The 17077-nt window shown below is 72.9% G+C and carries 20 protein-coding genes; 10 read left to right on the forward strand and 10 right to left on the reverse strand.

The genetic code is table 11. From position 1 onward, the window contains the following. Positions 1 to 100: 100 nt before the first annotated feature. The 4 genes from dnaE to ACFV4F_RS04045 all read right to left on the reverse strand — a co-directional run bounded on the left by dnaE (position 101) and on the right by ACFV4F_RS04045 (position 6074). The gene (dnaE, locus tag ACFV4F_RS04030; RefSeq protein WP_380499468.1) at positions 101 to 3667 is read right to left on the reverse strand and encodes a DNA polymerase III subunit alpha; all 3567 of its coding nucleotides are present in this window, start codon (positions 3665 to 3667) and stop codon (positions 101 to 103) included. A gap of 211 nt (positions 3668 to 3878) precedes the next feature. After that, positions 3879 to 4337, reverse strand: a complete 459-nt coding sequence (locus ACFV4F_RS04035) for an ATP-binding protein (protein ID WP_380500337.1) — start codon at positions 4335 to 4337, stop codon at positions 3879 to 3881. Between the two features lie 218 nt (positions 4338 to 4555). Next, positions 4556 to 4996, reverse strand: a complete 441-nt coding sequence (locus tag ACFV4F_RS04040) for an STAS domain-containing protein (RefSeq protein ID WP_380500338.1) — start codon at positions 4994 to 4996, stop codon at positions 4556 to 4558. A gap of 115 nt (positions 4997 to 5111) precedes the next feature. Continuing rightward, positions 5112 to 6074 carry a SigB/SigF/SigG family RNA polymerase sigma factor gene (locus ACFV4F_RS04045; RefSeq protein WP_380500339.1) on the reverse strand — a complete coding sequence of 321 codons (963 nt, stop codon included), beginning with the start codon at positions 6072 to 6074 and terminating at the stop codon, positions 5112 to 5114. 313 nt (positions 6075 to 6387) lie between these two features. Here ACFV4F_RS04045 and ACFV4F_RS04050 point away from each other — a divergent pair, with 313 nt between their 5' ends. Both ACFV4F_RS04050 and ACFV4F_RS04055 read left to right on the forward strand, forming a co-directional pair. Next, positions 6388 to 6783: an SsgA family sporulation/cell division regulator gene (locus ACFV4F_RS04050; protein ID WP_380500340.1), complete on the forward strand. Its 396-nt coding sequence runs from the start codon at positions 6388 to 6390 to the stop codon at positions 6781 to 6783. Positions 6784 to 7120: 337 nt separating this feature from the next. Continuing rightward, complete coding sequence (locus ACFV4F_RS04055) at positions 7121 to 8215, forward strand: mechanosensitive ion channel family protein (protein ID WP_380500341.1); 1095 nt, start codon at positions 7121 to 7123, stop codon at positions 8213 to 8215. Positions 8216 to 8313: 98 nt separating this feature from the next. Here the strand turns inward: ACFV4F_RS04055 and ACFV4F_RS04060 are convergent, their stop codons facing one another. Then, entirely contained in the window at positions 8314 to 8715 is a 402-nt protein-coding gene (locus ACFV4F_RS04060) for a hypothetical protein (protein WP_380500342.1), read from the reverse strand. Positions 8716 to 8943: 228 nt separating this feature from the next. Next, entirely contained in the window at positions 8944 to 9348 is a 405-nt protein-coding gene (locus tag ACFV4F_RS04065) for a hypothetical protein (protein WP_380500343.1), read from the reverse strand. A gap of 364 nt (positions 9349 to 9712) precedes the next feature. Between ACFV4F_RS04065 and sigK the strand changes: the two genes are divergently transcribed. From sigK to ACFV4F_RS04095, 6 genes are all read left to right on the forward strand, one after another. After that, positions 9713 to 10297: an ECF RNA polymerase sigma factor SigK gene (gene sigK, locus ACFV4F_RS04070; RefSeq protein ID WP_380492162.1), complete on the forward strand. Its 585-nt coding sequence runs from the start codon at positions 9713 to 9715 to the stop codon at positions 10295 to 10297. Between the two features lie 218 nt (positions 10298 to 10515). Beyond that, positions 10516 to 11265 carry an anti-sigma factor domain-containing protein gene (locus ACFV4F_RS04075; RefSeq protein WP_380500344.1) on the forward strand — a complete coding sequence of 250 codons (750 nt, stop codon included), beginning with the start codon at positions 10516 to 10518 and terminating at the stop codon, positions 11263 to 11265. A gap of 115 nt (positions 11266 to 11380) precedes the next feature. After that, entirely contained in the window at positions 11381 to 11752 is a 372-nt protein-coding gene (locus ACFV4F_RS04080) for a hypothetical protein (RefSeq protein ID WP_380500345.1), read from the forward strand. Between the two features lie 127 nt (positions 11753 to 11879). Next, complete coding sequence (locus tag ACFV4F_RS04085; RefSeq protein WP_380446085.1) at positions 11880 to 12317, forward strand: DUF3574 domain-containing protein; 438 nt, start codon at positions 11880 to 11882, stop codon at positions 12315 to 12317. 195 nt (positions 12318 to 12512) lie between these two features. Continuing rightward, positions 12513 to 13085 (forward strand): SMI1/KNR4 family protein, encoded by a 573-nt coding sequence (locus ACFV4F_RS04090; protein ID WP_380500346.1) that lies wholly within the window; start codon positions 12513 to 12515, stop codon positions 13083 to 13085. A gap of 87 nt (positions 13086 to 13172) precedes the next feature. Then, complete coding sequence (locus tag ACFV4F_RS04095; RefSeq protein ID WP_380500347.1) at positions 13173 to 13937, forward strand: hypothetical protein; 765 nt, start codon at positions 13173 to 13175, stop codon at positions 13935 to 13937. Positions 13938 to 14022: 85 nt separating this feature from the next. On the opposite strand, the gene ACFV4F_RS04100 is transcribed toward ACFV4F_RS04095, so the two are convergent. The 3 genes from ACFV4F_RS04100 to ACFV4F_RS04110 form a co-directional block, all read right to left on the reverse strand. Then, a complete protein-coding gene (locus ACFV4F_RS04100) occupies positions 14023 to 14475 on the reverse strand; it encodes a universal stress protein (RefSeq protein ID WP_380446088.1) in 453 nt (150 codons plus the stop codon). Positions 14476 to 14595: 120 nt separating this feature from the next. Then, a complete protein-coding gene (locus tag ACFV4F_RS04105) occupies positions 14596 to 15459 on the reverse strand; it encodes a universal stress protein (protein WP_380500348.1) in 864 nt (287 codons plus the stop codon). An 11-nt stretch (positions 15460 to 15470) separates the two neighbouring features. Beyond that, complete coding sequence (locus ACFV4F_RS04110; protein WP_380492148.1) at positions 15471 to 15863, reverse strand: DUF302 domain-containing protein; 393 nt, start codon at positions 15861 to 15863, stop codon at positions 15471 to 15473. Between the two features lie 168 nt (positions 15864 to 16031). Here ACFV4F_RS04110 and ACFV4F_RS04115 point away from each other — a divergent pair, with 168 nt between their 5' ends. Together ACFV4F_RS04115 and ACFV4F_RS04120 are read left to right on the forward strand one after the other, a co-directional pair. Further along, positions 16032 to 16157 (forward strand): hypothetical protein, encoded by a 126-nt coding sequence (locus ACFV4F_RS04115; protein ID WP_380500349.1) that lies wholly within the window; start codon positions 16032 to 16034, stop codon positions 16155 to 16157. 89 nt (positions 16158 to 16246) lie between these two features. Continuing rightward, entirely contained in the window at positions 16247 to 16798 is a 552-nt protein-coding gene (locus ACFV4F_RS04120) for a SecY-interacting protein Syd (protein WP_380500350.1), read from the forward strand. A gap of 19 nt (positions 16799 to 16817) precedes the next feature. On the opposite strand, the gene ACFV4F_RS04125 is transcribed toward ACFV4F_RS04120, so the two are convergent. After that, complete coding sequence (locus ACFV4F_RS04125; protein WP_380500351.1) at positions 16818 to 17060, reverse strand: contact-dependent growth inhibition system immunity protein; 243 nt, start codon at positions 17058 to 17060, stop codon at positions 16818 to 16820. Between the last annotated feature and the right edge of the window lie 17 nt (positions 17061 to 17077).

Here is a 17077-nt window from a genome sequence, read left to right on the forward strand (position 1 = left end):
AGCAGGCGCTTGACCCCGCACCCGGCGTGTCCCCGCCCCCCCCCGCCCATAGGCGCTCCCCCCCGGCCGCACCCCGGGGGCCCACCTCAGGCGACCGGGCTCAGGCGCGCACGGCCGCGCCCGCCCAGGCGCGGTTGCCGAGGAGGGTCTTGACGTCCGAGGCGAGGCCGTTGTCGGGGTTCACCAGGAAGCCGAGCTCGTAGAGGGTGTTCTTGTCCCAGTTGGTGGTCAGCAGGCGGACCGGGACGTCGCCCGGGTGGGCCTGGAGGGCGAGCTTGAGCTCGGCGACCACCTGGGGGGTGAGCCGGGAGACCGGGACGGTGATCTGGACCGGCGGCTTGGTGCCGAGCTCGGCGGAGGAGACGTCGAGCGTGCTGATCTCCTGGCCGAAGATGCTGAGCGACCCGTCGCGCTCGTTGAGGCGGCCGCGGACCGAGATCACGTTGTCCTCGATCATCTGGTCGGCCATGAGGTTGTAGGTCGCCGGGAAGAACAGCACCTCGACCGAGCCGTCGCGGTCGGCGAGGGTGATGATCGCCCAGGCGTTGCCCGCCTTGTTGATGCGCCGGTCCACGCCGGTGATCAGGCCGGAGAGGCGGACCTCGCCCTCGGAGCGGCCGGAGCCGAGGAGTTCGGCGATCGAGGTGTCGCGGTTCTGGGAGAGGATGTGCTCGGCGCCGTCCAGCGGGTGGCTGGAGACGTACAGGCCGAGCATCTCGCGTTCCAGGGCGAGGAGTTGGCGGCGGGGCCACTCCTGGTCGGTGAGCTGGAAGTCCAGCCCGATGCCCGGGCCGTCGCCGTCGCCGGTGTCCATCGCGCCGAACAGGTCGTCCTGGCCGATGGCCTGCTGCTTCTTCACCCCGGTGACGGCGTCGATCGCGGTCTCGTGGACGCTGCTGAGCGAGAGCCGGGTGTGGCCGAGGGAGTCGAAGGCGCCCGCCTTGACCAGGGAGTCGACGGTGCGCTTGTTGCAGACGACCAGCTCGACCTTGTCCAGGAAGTCGGGGAACGAGGTGTACTTGCCGTTCTCCGCGCGGGTGCGCACCAGGGACTCGATGACCGGCACGCCGACGTTGCGCACGGCCTTGAGGCCGAAGCGGACGTCGCTGCCGACGGCGGTGAAGTCGACCACCGACTCGTTGACGTCGGGGGAGAGGATCTTGATGCCCATCTGCCGGCACTCGGCCAGGTAGACCGCCATCTTGTCCTTGTCGTCGGCGACGGACGTGAGCAGCGCGGCCATGTACTCGGCCGGGTAGTTGGCCTTCAGGTAGGCGGTCTGGTACGAGACCAGGCCGTACGCGGCGGAGTGCGATTTGTTGAACGCGTAGCCGGCGAACGGGACCAGGACGTCCCACACGGCCTGGATGGCCTCGTCGGAGTAGCCGCGCTCCTTGCAGCCCGCGTGGAAGGGCACGAACTCCTTCTCCAGCACCTCCTTCTTCTTCTTGCCCATCGCGCGGCGCAGCAGGTCTGCCTGTCCGAGCGAGTAGCCGGCCAGCACCTGGGCGGCTCGCTGGACCTGCTCCTGGTAGACGATCAGGCCGTAGGTGGGGCCGAGGACGTCCTTGAGCGGTTCCTCCAGCTCGGGGTGGATCGGGATGATCTCCTGCTGGGCGTTCTTGCGCAGCGCGTAGTTGGTGTGCGAGTTCATGCCCATCGGGCCGGGCCGGTAGAGCGCGGACACGGCGGAGATGTCGGCGAACTCGGTGGGCTTCATCAGCTTGAGCAGGGCGCGCATGGGGCCGCCGTCGAGCTGGAACACGCCCAGGGTGTCGCCGCGGGCCAGCAGCTGGTAGGTGGTGGGGTCGTCGATCGGGATCTTCTCGATGTCGACGTCGATGCCCCGGTTGGCCTTCACGATCTTGATGCAGTGGTCGATGATGCCCAGGTTCCGCAGACCCAGGAAGTCCATCTTGATCAGGCCCATGGCTTCGCACGACGGGTAGTCGAAGCCGGTGATGATCACGCCGTCCTTGTCCCGCATGTGCAGCGGGATCAGGTCGAGCAGCGGGGTCGAGGAGAGGATGACGGCCGCGGCGTGCACGCCGGTGCCGCGGATGAGGCCCTCGATGCCCCGGCCGGTGTCGATGATCTTCTTGACGTCCGGCTCGTTCTGGTACAGCGCCCGGATCTCGGTGCCCTCGTTGTACCGGGCGTGCTTCTCGTCGAACAGGTCGGCCAGCGGCACGCCCTTGCCCATGACGTCCGGCGGCATCGCCTTGGTGATCCGGTCGCCCATGGAGAACGGGTAGCCGAGGATGCGGTTGGCGTCCTTCACGGCCGCCTTGGCCTTGATCGTGCCGAAGGTGTTCACCTGGGCCGTGTAGGCGGCGCCGTACTTCTCGGTGACGTAGCGCACCATCTGGTCGCGCTGGCGGTCGTCGAAGTCGATGTCGACGTCCGGGGGGTTGATGCGCTCGGGGTTGAGGAAGCGCTCGAAGAGGAGGTCGTGCTCCAGCGGGTCGAGCTGGGTGATGCCGGTCAGGTAGGCGACCATCGAGCCGGCCGCCGAGCCTCGGCCGGGGCCGACCGGGATGCCGTTGTCCCGGCCGTACTGGCAGATGTCGGCGACCACGAGGAAGTAGGCGTCGAACCCCATCGGGGTGATCACGCCCATCTCCAGCTCGATGCGGTCCAGCACCTCCTGGCTGGGGCTGTCGCCGTACCGGTGCTGCAGCCCGATCTCGATCTTCTTGCGCAGGTAGGAGGCCTGGGTCTCGCCCTCGGGCACGTCGAACTGGGGCATCCGGTCGACGTAGGTGAAGACCTCCTCGTACGACTCGACGCGCTCGGCGATCGCGAGGGTGTTGTCGCAGGCCTCCGGCAGTTCGCGGAAGAGCTCGCGCATCTCCTCGGCGGTCTTGACGTAGTAGCCGGTGCCCTGGAACTTGAACCGGTTCGGGTCGTCCTTGTTCTTGCCCACGCCGACGCAGAGCAGGCTGTCGTGGGCGTCGGCCTGGTCGGCGGTCACGTAGTGCGAGTCGTTGGTGGCGAGCAGCGGGATGTTCAGCTGCTTGGCCAGGCGCAGGAGGTCCTCGCGGACGTCCTTCTCGATGTCGAGGCCGTGGTCCATCAGCTCCAGGAAGTAGTTCTCCTTGCCGAAGATGTCCTGGTAGGCGCCGGCCGCCTTGACCGCCTCGTCGTACTGGCCGAGGCGCAGCCGGGTCTGCACCTCGCCGGAGGGGCAGCCGGTGGTGGCGATGATGCCGCCCGCGTTGGCGGCGATCAGCTCGCGGTCCATGCGGGGCTTCATGTAGTAGCCCTCCATCGACGCGAGCGAGGAGAGCTTGAAGAGGTTCCGCAGGCCGGTCGCGTTCTGCGCCCACATGGTCATGTGGGTGTAGCGGCCGCCGCCGGAGACGTCCTTGCCGCCCTCGCCGTCGGCGCCGGAGGGGCGCTGGCCGCCCGGCGCCCAGAAGACCTGCTTCTTGTGGAAGCGCGAGGCCGGGGCGACGTACGCCTCGATGCCGATGATCGGCTTCACCCCGGTCTTCGCGGCGGCGTGGAAGAACTCGTACGCGCCGAACATGTTGCCGTGGTCGCTCATCGCGATGGCGGGCATGCCCTGTCTCTCCGCCTCGGCGAACAGCTTGCCGTTCTTCGCCGCCCCGTCCAGCATCGAGTACTCGGTGTGGACGTGCAGGTGCGCGAAGCTGTCGGACACGGCGCTGTGCTCCTCGGAGGGATCTCGGGGACCGCGGGAAACGCGGAGGGAACAAGCGGTCCAGGCTAGCGGGTCGGAGCGTTCGACGCGCCGGGCGGGGCGTCCGCGGCGGATACTTTGACGGATCCTTCCCGCCGCCTTGACAGGGCGGTGCTCGGGTCACTAGTGCTTCAGCGCGCGGTAGTTGCGCCGCACGGCGACGGCTACGACCTCACCGCGGCGGACGGGCGTCGAGCTCGGCCCAGACCGTCTTGCCCCCGGGGTGCGGCTGGGCGCCCCAGCGGGTAGCGGCGTTCCGGACGATGAAGAGGCCGTGCCCGCCCGGCACGCCCGGGCGGTGGGGCAGGCGCGGTTCGGGCAGGGTGGTCGAGCGGTCGGTGACCTCGATGCGCAGACGGGCCGGGGAGGCGTCGAGGACGAGGTCCTCCGGGCCGCCGGCGTGCAGCAGGGCGTTGGCGACCAGCTCGGCGACGAGGAGGACGATGTCGTCCGCGCCGGAGCCGCCCGTCGGCCACGACCAGTCGGCGACGGCCTGCGCGGCGTACGCCCGGGCGCGGGCGACGGGCTTCGGCTGCCCGGCCAGGTGCAGGCGGCGGCGCTGTCCGCCGGGCGGCAGCGTGGGGCCGGTGCCCGGCCGGTCGTCGTCGAGGGTTGCCCGGCTGGTCGTCATGTGCGGGGTCCCCTTCGGCTTCGGCGTCGTGGTCCGTTTCGTCTTTTTCGGTGCGCTTGGTCGCGATTCGTCGTGCTTGGTCGTACTTGGGTGCGCTTCGTTGTATTTGGTCGTGCTTGTCGTGCTTCGTCTGCTCGGATTCCCGGCCGTGGGCGGATCATGCGCGCCGTCGACCGGATTCGACCGCGCCGGGCTCGGGGCGGGATTCGCGCCGCCGGTCAGAGCGGTGCGGCGAGCGCCGCGTCCACGGACGGGTGGAGCGAGAAGACGCTGTCGGCGCAGGTCAGTTCGAGCAGCCGCAGCACGGTGGCGGACGGTGCCGCGAGGCGGAACCCGACGTCCGCGGCGATCGCCGCCACGCGGGTCCGCAACAGCAGGTTCAGGCCGGAGGAGTCGCAGAAGTCGACGAGCCCGAGGTCGACGACGAGCAGCGGCGGGCGCCGGGCCACCAGGTCGTGGAGCGCGTTCCTGGCGGGCTCCAGGCCCTCGATGTCGAGGTCGCCCGCCAGCGCGCAGACGGCCGCCCGGGTGTCGGTGTGCCGGGTGTGCACGACCAGGTCGGGCCGGGGACGGGAGCCTGCCTGGAAGGGGTCGGGGAACGCGGTGGTCGGCACGGTCGCGGGCTCGTTCTCTGCTGGCATCGTCTGCTCTGCGGGCATCGTCGTGCTTCCCCTCCACGGGTGTGCTCCACGAGCGTACGCACGCCACCCGGGTGCGGCCAAGGCCGTGGGTGGCGTGCGCGGCGTCGCGGGAGTGCGGGAGTGCGGGGCCGGCTTACGTGGCGGTGAGGTCCGCGTGGAGCTTCCTCAACAGGCGGTTGAGGAGCCGGGAGACGTGCATCTGGGACAGTCCGAGGCGGGCGCCGATCTGGGACTGGGTGAGGTCCTCGCCGAAGCGCATCGACAGGATGAGCCGGTCGCGCTCCGGCAGGGCGGCGATGAGGGGCTTGAGGACGATCAGGTCCTCGACGGTGGCGAACCGCGGATCCTCCTCGCCGAGGCGCTGGGTGAGCGGGTTCGGCTCCTGCCGCCCCTCGGTGGCGGGGGCGTCGAGAGAGCCCGCGGTGTGGCCGTTGGCGGCGGCGAGACCCTCGATCACCTCCTCCTCCGACAGGTCGAGGTGTGCGGCGATCTCGGGCACCGTCGGCGCCCGGCCCAGGCGCTGGAACAGCTCGTCGCGGGACTTCGCGAGGGTGATGCGCAGCTCCTGGAGGCGGCGCGGCACGTGGACGGCCCAGGTGGCGTCGCGGAAGTGGCGGCGGATCTCGCCGAGGATGGTCGGCAGGGCGAAGGTGGTGAACTCCGCGCCGTGGTCCGGGTCGAAGCGGTCGATCGCCTTGATCAGGCCGACCGAGCCGACCTGTACGAGGTCTTCGACGGGCTCCTGGTGGTTGCCCACGCGGCGGATCGCGAACCGGACCAGCGACAGGTTGAGCTCGATCAGCGTGGTGCGCACGTAGGAGTACTCGCGGGTGCCCTCCTCCAGCGCCGCCAGCCGGACCAGCAGCACCCGCGTCAGCTCGCGCGCGTCGGCGGGCGCGACGTGCCGGGGGTCGTCGATGCCGTCCAGCCCGGGGATGCCGTCGAGTCCGCGAGAGTCCAGTGCGGGGGAGTCCACTGCGGGGGAGTCCAGCGCGGGGGTGGCGGCGCGAGGGTCTCTGGGCGCCCCGACCGCCGGGGCCTCGTCCGGAGCCCGGCCTGTCGCGCGGTGGAGGAGTTCGTCACTGGTCGTGGCCATGTCGGTCCTTTCCCCTCGGCGTACGGTCCGTCCCCGGGTACCCGCCGAGTCCGGATCCATGCCGGTGGCCGGTGTGAGGATCGCGTGAACGGCCGGGGACTGCGGATCCTCGACAGCGGATCTTCGGCGGCGGATTCTCGGCGGCGGATCTTCGGGTGTCCCGGGCGGTTCTCCGATCCGGTGGCATGAACCGCGGCAACCGGGGCAGCCGAGCGGTCACGGCGGACGCGCCGGACCGCCGGACACCACACACACGGGCCGGGACAGCCGGCGGTCGTCCCGGCCCGAGGAACCCGGGAAAGGGGAAACGCCCATGGAACGTCTTGCCGCCCGGATCACCATGCGACTGATGACCGGCGACGAACGCAGCCGGCTCCTGGAGGTCGGCTGGTCCTACCGGTCCGACGAACCGCACGCGGTGGCGCTGGACTTCGCGGACTTCCAGCCGGACGCCACGTGGACGCTCTCGCGCGACCTGCTCGTCGCCGGCCTCCACGGGCCCGCGGGGGAGGGCGACGTCCACGTGGCCCCGTTCGACGACGCCTACGTGCTGATCGCGCTCGCCGACGACGAGGGCGTCGCCCTGCTCGCCGCCTCCGCCGACGCCGTCGCCCGGTTCCTGGCCGCCACCGCCCGGATAGTGCCGCCCGGGCTCGAACACACCCGGATCGACTGGGACCGGGAGCTGAAGGACCTGCTGGCCGCCTGACCGCACCGAATCGATCGGTCCCCCGCTGGAGAGGAGACGTCACCCATGGCCTTCACCCCCGCCGAGCCCGGCCTCCCGCCACCGCCGCCGCTCCCGCCGGAGCCCCTGGCGCCGCCGGATCCGACCCGGCCGCCCGGCCCGCCCCTGGTGCCCGACCCTCCGCCGTCGCCGGGCACGCCCGAGCCCCCGCCCGACCCGCTCCCGGATCCGGACCCCCTGTGGCCCCCGCCCGAACCGGCCGGGCCGCAGCCGGGCCACCCGGAACCGCCCGAGCCGCCCGACTGAACCAGCCGTTCGGCCCGCTCGAACCCCGTCGCCGCGGAAAGGAGACCGGCACATGTGGTGGAGCCTGCTCCGCCTCGCCGTCGTCGGCATCGCCGCCGCCGTCGTCACCTACGGCCTCGACCGGGTGGCGCAGGCGGCGGCGCGGCGGCTGGCGCTCCCCGGGGGCCCGGCCGGCGTGCCGCTCCTGGTGCGCCGCTGCCGCCGGCCGGTCCTGGCACTGACGGCGTCCCTCGTGCTCGCCGCCGCGCAGCCGTGGATCGCCGCGCCGCCCGCCGCCCGCGCCGGGCTGCGGCACCTGGCGGTGATCCTCGCGATCGCCTCCGGCGGATGGCTGTGCGGCCGCCTCGTCGCGCTCGTCGCCGAGGGCGCCCTCAGGATCGCCGTCCACCGGCGCGACCCGGTGTGGGCCGGGCGCGCCCGGACCCAGGTCGGCCTGCTCGGCCGGATCTGCCAGGCGATCGTCGCCGTCGCGACGCTGGGTGCCGTCCTGATGACCTTCCCGGAGGTCCGCGGCGTCGGCACGAGCCTGCTGGCCTCCGCCGGCCTGGTCGGCGTGGCGGCGGGCGTGGCGGCGCAGAGCACGCTCGCCAACGTCTTCGCCGGGGTGCAGATGGCCTTCGGCGACCTGGCGCGCATCGGGGGCGTCGTCGTGGTGGCCGGGGAGTGGGGGAAGGTGGAGGAGATCACGCTGACGGCCGTGGTGATCGAGACCTGGGACCAGCGACGGCTGGTGATGCCGATGTCCTACTTCGTCGGCCGCCCGTTCGAGAACTGGTCCCGCCGCTCCAGCCGGATCACCGGCACGGCGCTGCTCCACCTCGACCACCACACCCCGGTGGGGCTGCTGCGGCAGGAGTTCGACGACTTCCTGGCCAAGAGCGACCTGTGGGACGGCCAGGGCAGCGCCCTGCAGGTGGTCGACACCACCCCCACCACGATCGTCGTCCGCGCGCTGGCGACGGCGGCCGACGCCGACGACGCGTTCGCGCTCCGCTGCGCCCTGCGCGAGCACCTCATCGGCTACCTGCGGGACGAGCATCCGTACGCCCTTCCGCGCATATCCGTGGGGGACGCGGCAGGGCGCCGCCCGGACGCGCGGGAGTCCGTCGACACCCCGGGCCCGGCCCGGGGCCCCCACACCACGTGACCGAAGTCCGGCCCGTGAGCTGGCCGCTTACGGGCCGGACGCGTGCCGCACACCCGGCCGGCCCTGGCCCGGAGACCAGGACTGCCCGGGGGTGTCGTTCAGGAACCCGCCGGTCCGTCCTCGATGTCCGAGATCAGCTTGGTGCTCAGGTCGCTCTGCACGGCCAGCCGGGTGTGGCCGGCGTCCGGGCCGGTGCCCCAGGTGAGGGTGACGGTCGTGAACAGGTGGCCGGCGCCGGAGTCGTGGTAGCGGACCTCCCAGCGGGTGGGGACGTCCTGGGCGCGCAGGACGCCGTCGGCGTGGTTGGCCTCCTCCCAGGCGGCCAGGCGCCGGCGGAAGTCCTCGGTGAGGTAGTGGGCGCGGAGTTCGTCGGACAGGTCGTCCGTGCCGTCGGACACGGCGTCGATGTAGGCGCCGTAGAAGTCGGCGACGCGGTCGACTGCCGAGTCCGGGCTCCCGCCTCGGATGGCTGAGGACGTGACGGTCTGGCTGTCGGTCATGGGTTCGTCTCCATCAGGTCATCATCGGAAGTCCCGCCCAGGGCGGGCACGTTGGGACGTTCCCGTCCCTTCCCCGACGCGTACGCATCACACGCCGTGGCCCATCGATCACCCGAACGGATGAACACAGGCCCGCCCCGCGCCGGGCAGCGGCGCAGGGCGGGCCGGGCGGGCGCCGACGTCACCCCCGTGGATGCCGGTGCCCGTGCTCGGGGGACGTCCCGTTGCTCAGGAGACGTCGATCGCGGGGGACTCGCCGGCGTAGTAGTAACCGGGAGCGGTGAACCACGCCACGGCGTAGTACCTGCCCGGAGGCACCGTGGTCAGGTAGCCGTTCACCGAGCCGTAGTAGGCGTCCTGCCGGCTGCACGCCGTGCCGCCGTACTGGTTCCCGGCGCCGTCGACGATCTTGACGCACAGGTCGATGGTGTTGTGCACCTGGTCCATGGTGTAGGCGGCGGCCCGGATGTTGCGTCCGCCCTCCGAGCTGATGCAGGACTGGGTCAGCACGCCGTCCGCGTAGTACGGGGCCCGGCAGCCGCCGTTGTCGGCCGAGGCGGTGCCGGCGGCGAACAGGGTGACGGTCGCGGTGAGCGCCAGCACCCCGGCCGACGCGGTGAGACGGAGTTTCACAGGGGCTCCTTCGGCATGGGAGGTGGTCGGTCCGTGCTTCTCGTATCGGGAACCCACGGGCGGGCCCCAGGACTTGGTGCGTGCGACGGGTCGCCTCGGCCGGGCCCGGCCGCGCCCGTGGTGTTCCGCCTCAAGGCTGGCCGAAGCGGCGTGTGGAGTCACGAATTCCGTACAACCCCGCACAGGCGGCGGCGCCCTCGGATGCGGGCCAATCCGGTCGCGTGCCAGCCTCGAAGGACGGGTGCCAGTCCGTTCCGCTCCGCCCTGCCGGGCCCGTCTCCGGCGGGGCCCCTGGGAGGTCCACCATGCCTGCCGTCCGCCCGTTGGGCTCGCCGCCCGCCCGCCGTCACCGGGGCGCGGCCGGATGAGCGCCGTCGTGCACCTGTCCGGGCCGGGACGGCCAGGACCGGACCTCGGGGAGCTGGTCGCGCGGGTCGCGCGCGGGGACCAGGACGCGTTCTCGCACCTGTACGACGCGGTGGCCGGGCCGGTGCTGGGCCTGGTGCGCCGCGTCCTGCGGGACCCGGCGCAGTCCGAGGAGGTCGCCCAGGAGGTGCTGTTCGAGGTGTGGCGCACCGCCGCCCGCTACCGGGCCGAACGCGGCGCGGTGATGCCGTGGGTGCTGACCATCGCGCACCGCCGCGCGGTGGACCGGGTCCGCGCCGCGCAGGCCGCCGCCGACCGCGACCGGCGGGCCGCGGCCGCCGCCCACGCCCCGGTGTTCGACGAGGTCGCGGAGCAGGTCGAGGGCCGGCTGGAACGCGAGCAGGTGCGACGGTGCATGCGCGTGCTGACCGAACTGCAGCGCGAGTCGTTGACGCTGGCGTACTACCGCGGCTTCACTTACCCGCAGGTCGCCGAGGTGCTCGGCGTGCCGCTGGGCACGATCAAGACCCGCGTGCGCGACGGGCTCATCCGCCTGCGCGACTGCCTGGGGGTGGGCGCATGAGCGAGCGAATCGTTGGATGGTGCGCGTTGCGCGAAGCGGCTGCCGGGCGAAGCGAGGTGGGCGCATGAGTGAGCGGAGCGAGCGAATCGTTGGATGGTGCGCGTTGCGCGAAGCGGCTGCCGGGCGGAGTGAGGTGGGCGCATGAGTGAGCGGAGCGAGCGAATCGTTGGATGGTGCGCGTTGCGCGAAGCGGCTGCCGAGCGAAGCGAGGTGGGCGCATGAGCGTCGCCGACCTGCACACGCTGACGGGCGCGTACGCCGCGCACGCGCTGGACCCGGCCGAGAGCTCGGCGTTCGAGCGGCACCTGGCCGACTGCCCGGCCTGCGCCCAGGAGGTGGCCGAGTTCGCCGCGACCCTGGCCAGGCTCGGGGCGGCGGAGTCCGTGGTGCCGCCGGGGGCCATGAAGGCGCGGGTGATGGCCGCGCTGCCCGCCATCCGGCAGGAGGCCCCGCGGACCGCCCCCGTCCAGCCGGCGGGCCCCGGGCCGGGCCGGCTGCGCCGCGCCTGGCCGAAGCTGGCGCTCGCCGCGTGCCTGGCCGTCGCGGCCGGGGCCGGCGGTCTGGCCGTCCAGCAGCACCGGGAGGCAGACCAGGCACGGGCGCGGGCCGCCGCCGTCCAGCAGCAGCAGAACCGGTTCGCGGACCTCCTCGCGGCACCCGATGCCCGTACAGCCAGTGGGACGGTGGCCGGCGGGGCGGGCGTGGGCACCGTCGTGTGGTCGCACGGTCGCGGCCAGGCGGCCTTCCTCGCCACCGGCATGCCCGCCCCGGCCGCGGGCAGGACGTACGAGCTGTGGTTCGACGACGCCGGGACGATGCGCCCCGCGGGGCTGCTGCCGGGCGGCGACGGTTCGCTGGTGCTGTCCGGGCCGCTGGGCGGGGCGACGGGCGTCGGAGTGACGGTCGAACCGGCGGGCGGGTCCGCGCACCCGAGCGGCGCGCCGGTCATGCTGCTGTCGTTCACGTGAGGCCGGGCGGGCCTCGACAGGGAGTTCCGCCCGCAGCCCCGTCGGGGTTACTCTCCGGTAGCCCCGGGAGGCCTTCCCCGCCCGGGGCCCGCCGACGAGCACCCCGAGGAGCAGCATGCCCGCCGACAGATCCGCCCGATCCGCCCGCCTGTTGAGCGGACTGCTGCTGGGCGCCGGGGTGGCGCACTTCGCCGCCCCGCGCCCGTTCGACGCGATCGTCCCGCGTGCCCTGCCCGGCAGCCCCCGGACCTGGACCCACCTGAGCGGCCTGGCAGAGCTCGCCGTCGGCGCCGCCGTTGCGTACCCGCGCACCCGCCGCGCCGGTGCACTGGCCGCCGCCGGGCTGTTCGTCGCGGTGCTCCCCGCCAACGTGCAGATGGCCCGCGACTGGCGCACCCGCCCGGCGCCGCTGCGCACCGCCGCCGTCGCCCGGCTCCCGCTGCAGGTGCCGCTGGTGCTCTGGGCGCTGCGGGTGGCCCGGAGCTGATCCCGTTGCCGTGCCGTCCAGCATGCAGGTGGGCGGCTTCGCGCGAACGGGCCCGTCCCGGCGGCCGGTCACCGCTCGTACGGCTGAACCGGCGCAACGCGCCTCCCGGCCGGGCGTTGACCACGGCATGAAGACCAACACCTGGGCCGGCGTGGTCGCCGGTGCCGCCCTGCTGGTGACGGGTGCGACCCTCGCCCCCGTCGCCGGCGCGGCCGGTGCGCCGGTCGCACCGCACGATCCGTACACCCGCACCGAGCTGTTCTTCGGCACCGAGCGCCCCGACGGCGGTCCCGCCGTCACGGAGCAGGAGTTCCAGGCCTTCGTCGACTCGGAGATCACGCCGCGCTTCCCGGACGGCCTGACCATCGAGGACGGGCGGGGCCAGTACCGCGACCGCCACGGCGTCATCGAGCACGAACGGTCCTACCTGGTCACGCTGTTGTACCCGCTGCCCGCCGCGCGGACGGCGGGCGCCGCGGTGGAGGAGATCCGCCGGGCCTACGACCAGAGGTTCCAACAGGAGGCCGTGGGCCGCGTCGACGAGTCGGTGAGGGCCTCGTTCTAGCCCGCGCCACGACGCGCCGGAGGCCGTCCCGTCGGCGGACCGGTGTTCCGCGTGCATCAGCCGTTGCCGGTCACGGCCTTCACTGCTCCGGTGATCGACGGAGGCAGGATGTCGATCGTTCCCGAACCGGTGGTGGCGGCAGCGGTGTTACGGGCCCTCGGCCTCGGCGAGTCGTGCTCCTGGGATCCTGGTCGCATGGACGATCTCGCCGGCACGCAGGCCCCGCTCCGACAGCTGACCGACCCCTCCGAGGCTCTCGCCGCTCTGGAGCGGGCGGTCCCTGACCTGGCGCGGCTGCGCCTGCCGGAGCCGAGGAGCATCGACTGGCGGCTCGTGGAGGCCGACCTGGGTGTAGGCCTGCCGGCGGATTTCAGGCTCCTCTGTGAGCGCTACCCGTCCTTCGTCCTCGGGGACTTCCTCGGCCTGGGCGGTCCGGAGCCGGGCGGTGAGCGCCGCTGGGTGGAGGGCCTGCGCGAGACGCTGGAAATCGTCGACGAGTGGTGCGCGGAAGCCGATCTGGACGTCCCGCTCCACCCGTACCCCGCCCCCGGCGGCTTGCTGCCGTGGGCGGGTTCCCATCAGGGCGACCTCTTCCTGTGGACCACCGACCCGGCCGGGCCGGAGGAATGGACGGTCACGGTCGCCTCCCGGAGTTCCGTCTGGTGGCACTACACCGGCGGAGCCGTCCAGTTCCTGGCCGACCTGGTCACGGGCGCGGTGGAACCGTGGGCCCTGCCCAAGGTCCGCTCCCAGGCCGGGAGATGGTGAGCCCGCCGGGAGAGGGCCGCTTGCCGGCTGGTAGCGTGGCGATCTTCGCCAGGCGCAGGCCGGCGGAGTCCCCGAAGGCGAACGCCCATGACCGACATGCACGTCCACCGGGCGAGGCTGCGCCTCGACGCCGCCTTGGAGGGCCTCGCCGACGCCTTCCGCGGCGCGGTCGCGCCCCCCGACGAGCACAACTGCGAGTGTCACTGGGGCAGCGCCGAGGAGCTCGCCCTCCTCAAGGTGCCCGGGGTGATGCTCGATCCCGACCTCCTCCGGCGGAGTTGGCACATCCCCGGGTGGGGCGACCCCGGAGCCGTGCTTCGCCGCGTCCTGCCCCAGCTCGCGGGTGCCGTCGTCGACAGCCGGTCCGAGTCGTACCGGTACCGGGACGAGATCGGGGTTGTCCTCGCCCGCGCGGACTGGCAGGTGTGGCCCCCGGAACAGGCCGCGGCTGTACGGGAGTTCCTGCACGCGTTCTGGGCCCACACCCTCGTCACCCCCGACCCCGCCGCGTACGCGCCCCGGACCCTCGTCCTGTGCGTCGAGGCGTCCGGCGAACTGAGCCCCTGGCTCGACGTCTGGGAGGCGCTGGACCACCCGGCGGCCGGTCGTCGCCTCGCGGAGGCCGTCGACGAGTGGGGCGACGACCTGCTCGCCGACGAGTTGCCCTGGTGGACCTGGCACGACGACAAGGACGGCATGGTGGCCGTCCTCACCGCCTGGCTCACCCGCCACGCCCCTGCCCGGCTGAGCGCCATCGGCGCCCCGGACGACCTGCTCCACCGCCTGCGGCTGATCGGCCTCACCGGGCCCGCCCGGTGGACCGATCCGCACTGGCCGAACCACACCGACTGATCGCACGCGACCCGACCGGCTGCTCCGAGGCGAGGCCCTGGTCGGGCGGGCCCGCCGCACGGCAACGGTGGAGCCCCGAGACCCGTCAGTGCGCGCGGGCGACGACCACCGGGCACGTGGCGTGCTGCGTCACGCGCGTGCTGACCGAGCCGAGCAGGGCGCGGCTGAAGCCGCTGCGGCCGTGGCTGCCCACCACGAGCAGCTCGGCGCCCCGGGAGGCGTTCAGGAGCACGTCGGACGGGTCGCCCATCACCATCGTCCGCCGCACCTCCACCGTCCGGCCCTCGCCGAGCACCCGGTCGCCGAGTACGCGGTCGAGCTCGTCGGCGAACCGCTTCTCGGCCACCTCCCGGTCGAAGGAGTGGTCGACCACGGGCGCCGACCAGCCGATGTGGCTCGGCGGCTCCCAGGCGCCCACCGCGTCCACGACGCCGCCGATCAGGGTGGCGTGCCGGAGGGCCCAGCGCAGCGCGGCGTGCGACGACGGCGAGCCGTCGACGCCGACCACGACGCGGGGAGCGGAATCGTGCGCGTTCATCTGTGTCGCCACCTGTACCGTCACCGTCCTGTGAACCGTTGAAGCCCCTCGTCCACCGTGCGTGCCGTCCCCTGCCGGCGCCAGTACGGCCTGCCACCCGGGTGACGGGCGCCGGCCGGGTCAGCCGTACGGGACGACGGCGACCGGGCAGTGGACGTGGTGGACCACGGCGTGCGCGACGGGCCCCAGGTGGTGGTGGCGCAGGGGCGTGTGCCGGGTGCGGCGGCCCACGACGAGCAGCCTGGCCGTCGCCGCCGCGTCCACGAGCTCGACGGCCGCCTTGCCCCGGACCAGGTCGGCGGTCACGCTCACCCCGGGGTGACGGGCCCGCCAGACCTCCACGGCCTTGGCGAGCCCGTTCCACTCGACGCTGGAGATCTCGCCCTCCAGCCCGCCGATGGCGCCGTACGACATGTACTCGGTCCCGGCCGGCGGGGACCACACGTGGACGACCCGCAGCGGCGCCGAGCGGACGGCGGCGGCCTCGAAGGCGAACGCCAGCACGTCCTCCGCAGGGTGCGCCAGGTCGAGCCCGACGACCACGGGACCGTCCGACTCGCCTCCCTGTGCGCCCGGGGCCTGCGCGCGGACGAGCACCACCGGACAGGCCGCCCGGCGCAGCACCTCCTGGCTCACCGAGCCGGTCAGGTACCCGCGGATGGTGCCGAGGCCGTGCGAGCCGAGCGCGAGCAGGGCGGCGGTTCGGCCGGCCTCCTCCAACGCCTCGACGGGGTCACCCGACACCGGCGACGCGGTCACCGCCACCCCGGGTGTCATCTCGCTCAATTCCGCTTCCCGGGAGGCGAGTTGCTCCTGTGCGCGGCGGAAGGTCTCGTCCCGTCCCGCCACATCCCGATGCGGCCCGGGCCAGGCCTGGAGGAGTGTGAGCGGACACCGGCGGCGCTGCGCCTCGCGGACGGCCCATTCGGTGGCCGCGAGGCTTTCGGGCGAACCGTCGAATCCGACGACGACGGGTGCGTTCACGGCCGGCACCCTCAGTCCCGCAGCGAGCCGAGCGCGGCCCGCAGCCGCCGCCCGGCCTCGTCCGCGACCTCGTCGAGCCCACCGTCCGACCCCGCGAGCGCGACCAGCACCTGGGGATCGACGGCCTCGACGACGGCGCCGTCACCGTCCGCCCGGACGACCACGTTGCACGGGAGCAGCAGCCCGATCCGCCGGTCGGCCCGGAGCGCGCGGTGGGCGAGGGAGGGGTTGCAGGCACCGAGGATCACGTAGTCCTCGACCTCCTCGCCGATCTTCTCCCGGAGGGTCGCCCGGATGTCGATGGTGGTCAGGACACCGAAGCCCTGCTCCTTGAGCGCGGCCGTGACGGCCTCCACCGCCTCCGCGAACGGCCGGCCGAGCCGGACGCCGAAACCGTAGTCCACGATCTCCTCCTCGGGGTCCCGCCCAGTATCGACGGGCCCGCCACTCACCGCCTCCCGGCGCGGGGCGAACCGGGTGGATCCGGATACGGCCGTTGCGACAAAATGTGCGGATGACGTCGACCGAGGCGGAATTGGACGCCGCCGACCTCTGCGACCGTCTGCCGGGCGTTGGCAGACCTCCAGTACGTGGTGATCCCCGAGGAGCTCATCGAGACCGACTACCGAGGACCGAGCCCGCTCTCCAGCCACGTGACGCGGCCGACCTGGTGGGACCGGTTCTCCGGGATCTACTGAGGGTCACTCACCCCGAGCGCCCGTGGTCGTACCGGCCCGGTAGCGTGCCACGTGCCGAGTGCAGACCAGAGCGTTGACGGGGAGTTCACTTGACCGGGCACGATACGCGGACCGGGCTCGCCGCCCTGCTTCTCGACGGACTCTGGCCGGGTCTTGATCGAGCCGGTCTGAACGTCGTGGAGTACGACCCCGAGTGGCAGTCGCCCTGTCAGCTGGGGGAGCCCGACCCCGACGGCATGATCCGGTGGAAGCCTGTGCCAATGGACCGGGCCCCCGACTTCGCCGGTCTTGAGGCCGCAGTCGCCGCCATCGGCGGGGTGCTGCATCCGGACGTGACAGCGTTCTACGGCAGCCTCTGGTGCGGCCCGGTGGACGGGTTGGAGCACTCCGGTGAATCGGTGTCGCTCCGCACGCTGTGGAACGAAGCGGAACTCCAGCGCACCGTGCGCGGTCTGGCCGAACTCGCGCGGCGGCAGGCGGCGGAGTTCGGCGGTGTCATCACGTTCCCCGTCGCCGGCACCTACTCCGACCTGTCCTTCGCCCTCGACAACGCCACCGGCGAGATCCTGCTCCAAGAGGCCGGCCACCCCGGTGGTCGCCTGGTCGCGCCGTCGTTGGCCGAGTTCCTGGCGGACTTGTAGGCGGGGCCGCAGCGGGCTCCTACCGGCCCAGGAACCCCCTCGCCTTCTGCACCAGGTCCGGCGGCAGGTCGCTCGACTCCGAGACGATCGCTCCGAGCTCCTGCGCGAGCCCGGGCGTCTCGCTCCAGACTGCCGGGCTCCTGGTCAGCACTGTGTTCAGCAGATCGCCCGCATACATGTCGCCCTCCGCCATCGGGTCGTCCCGCAGCACCTCCCATGCGAGTGGCAGGAGATGAGCCAGGCCGACGTCCTGTCCGATCATCAGCTCCTCAAGGGTGC

It is taken from the genome of Kitasatospora sp. NPDC059722 (assembly GCF_042733235.1).
In the GTDB taxonomy this organism is placed as follows: Bacteria; Actinomycetota; Actinomycetes; order Streptomycetales; family Streptomycetaceae; genus Kitasatospora.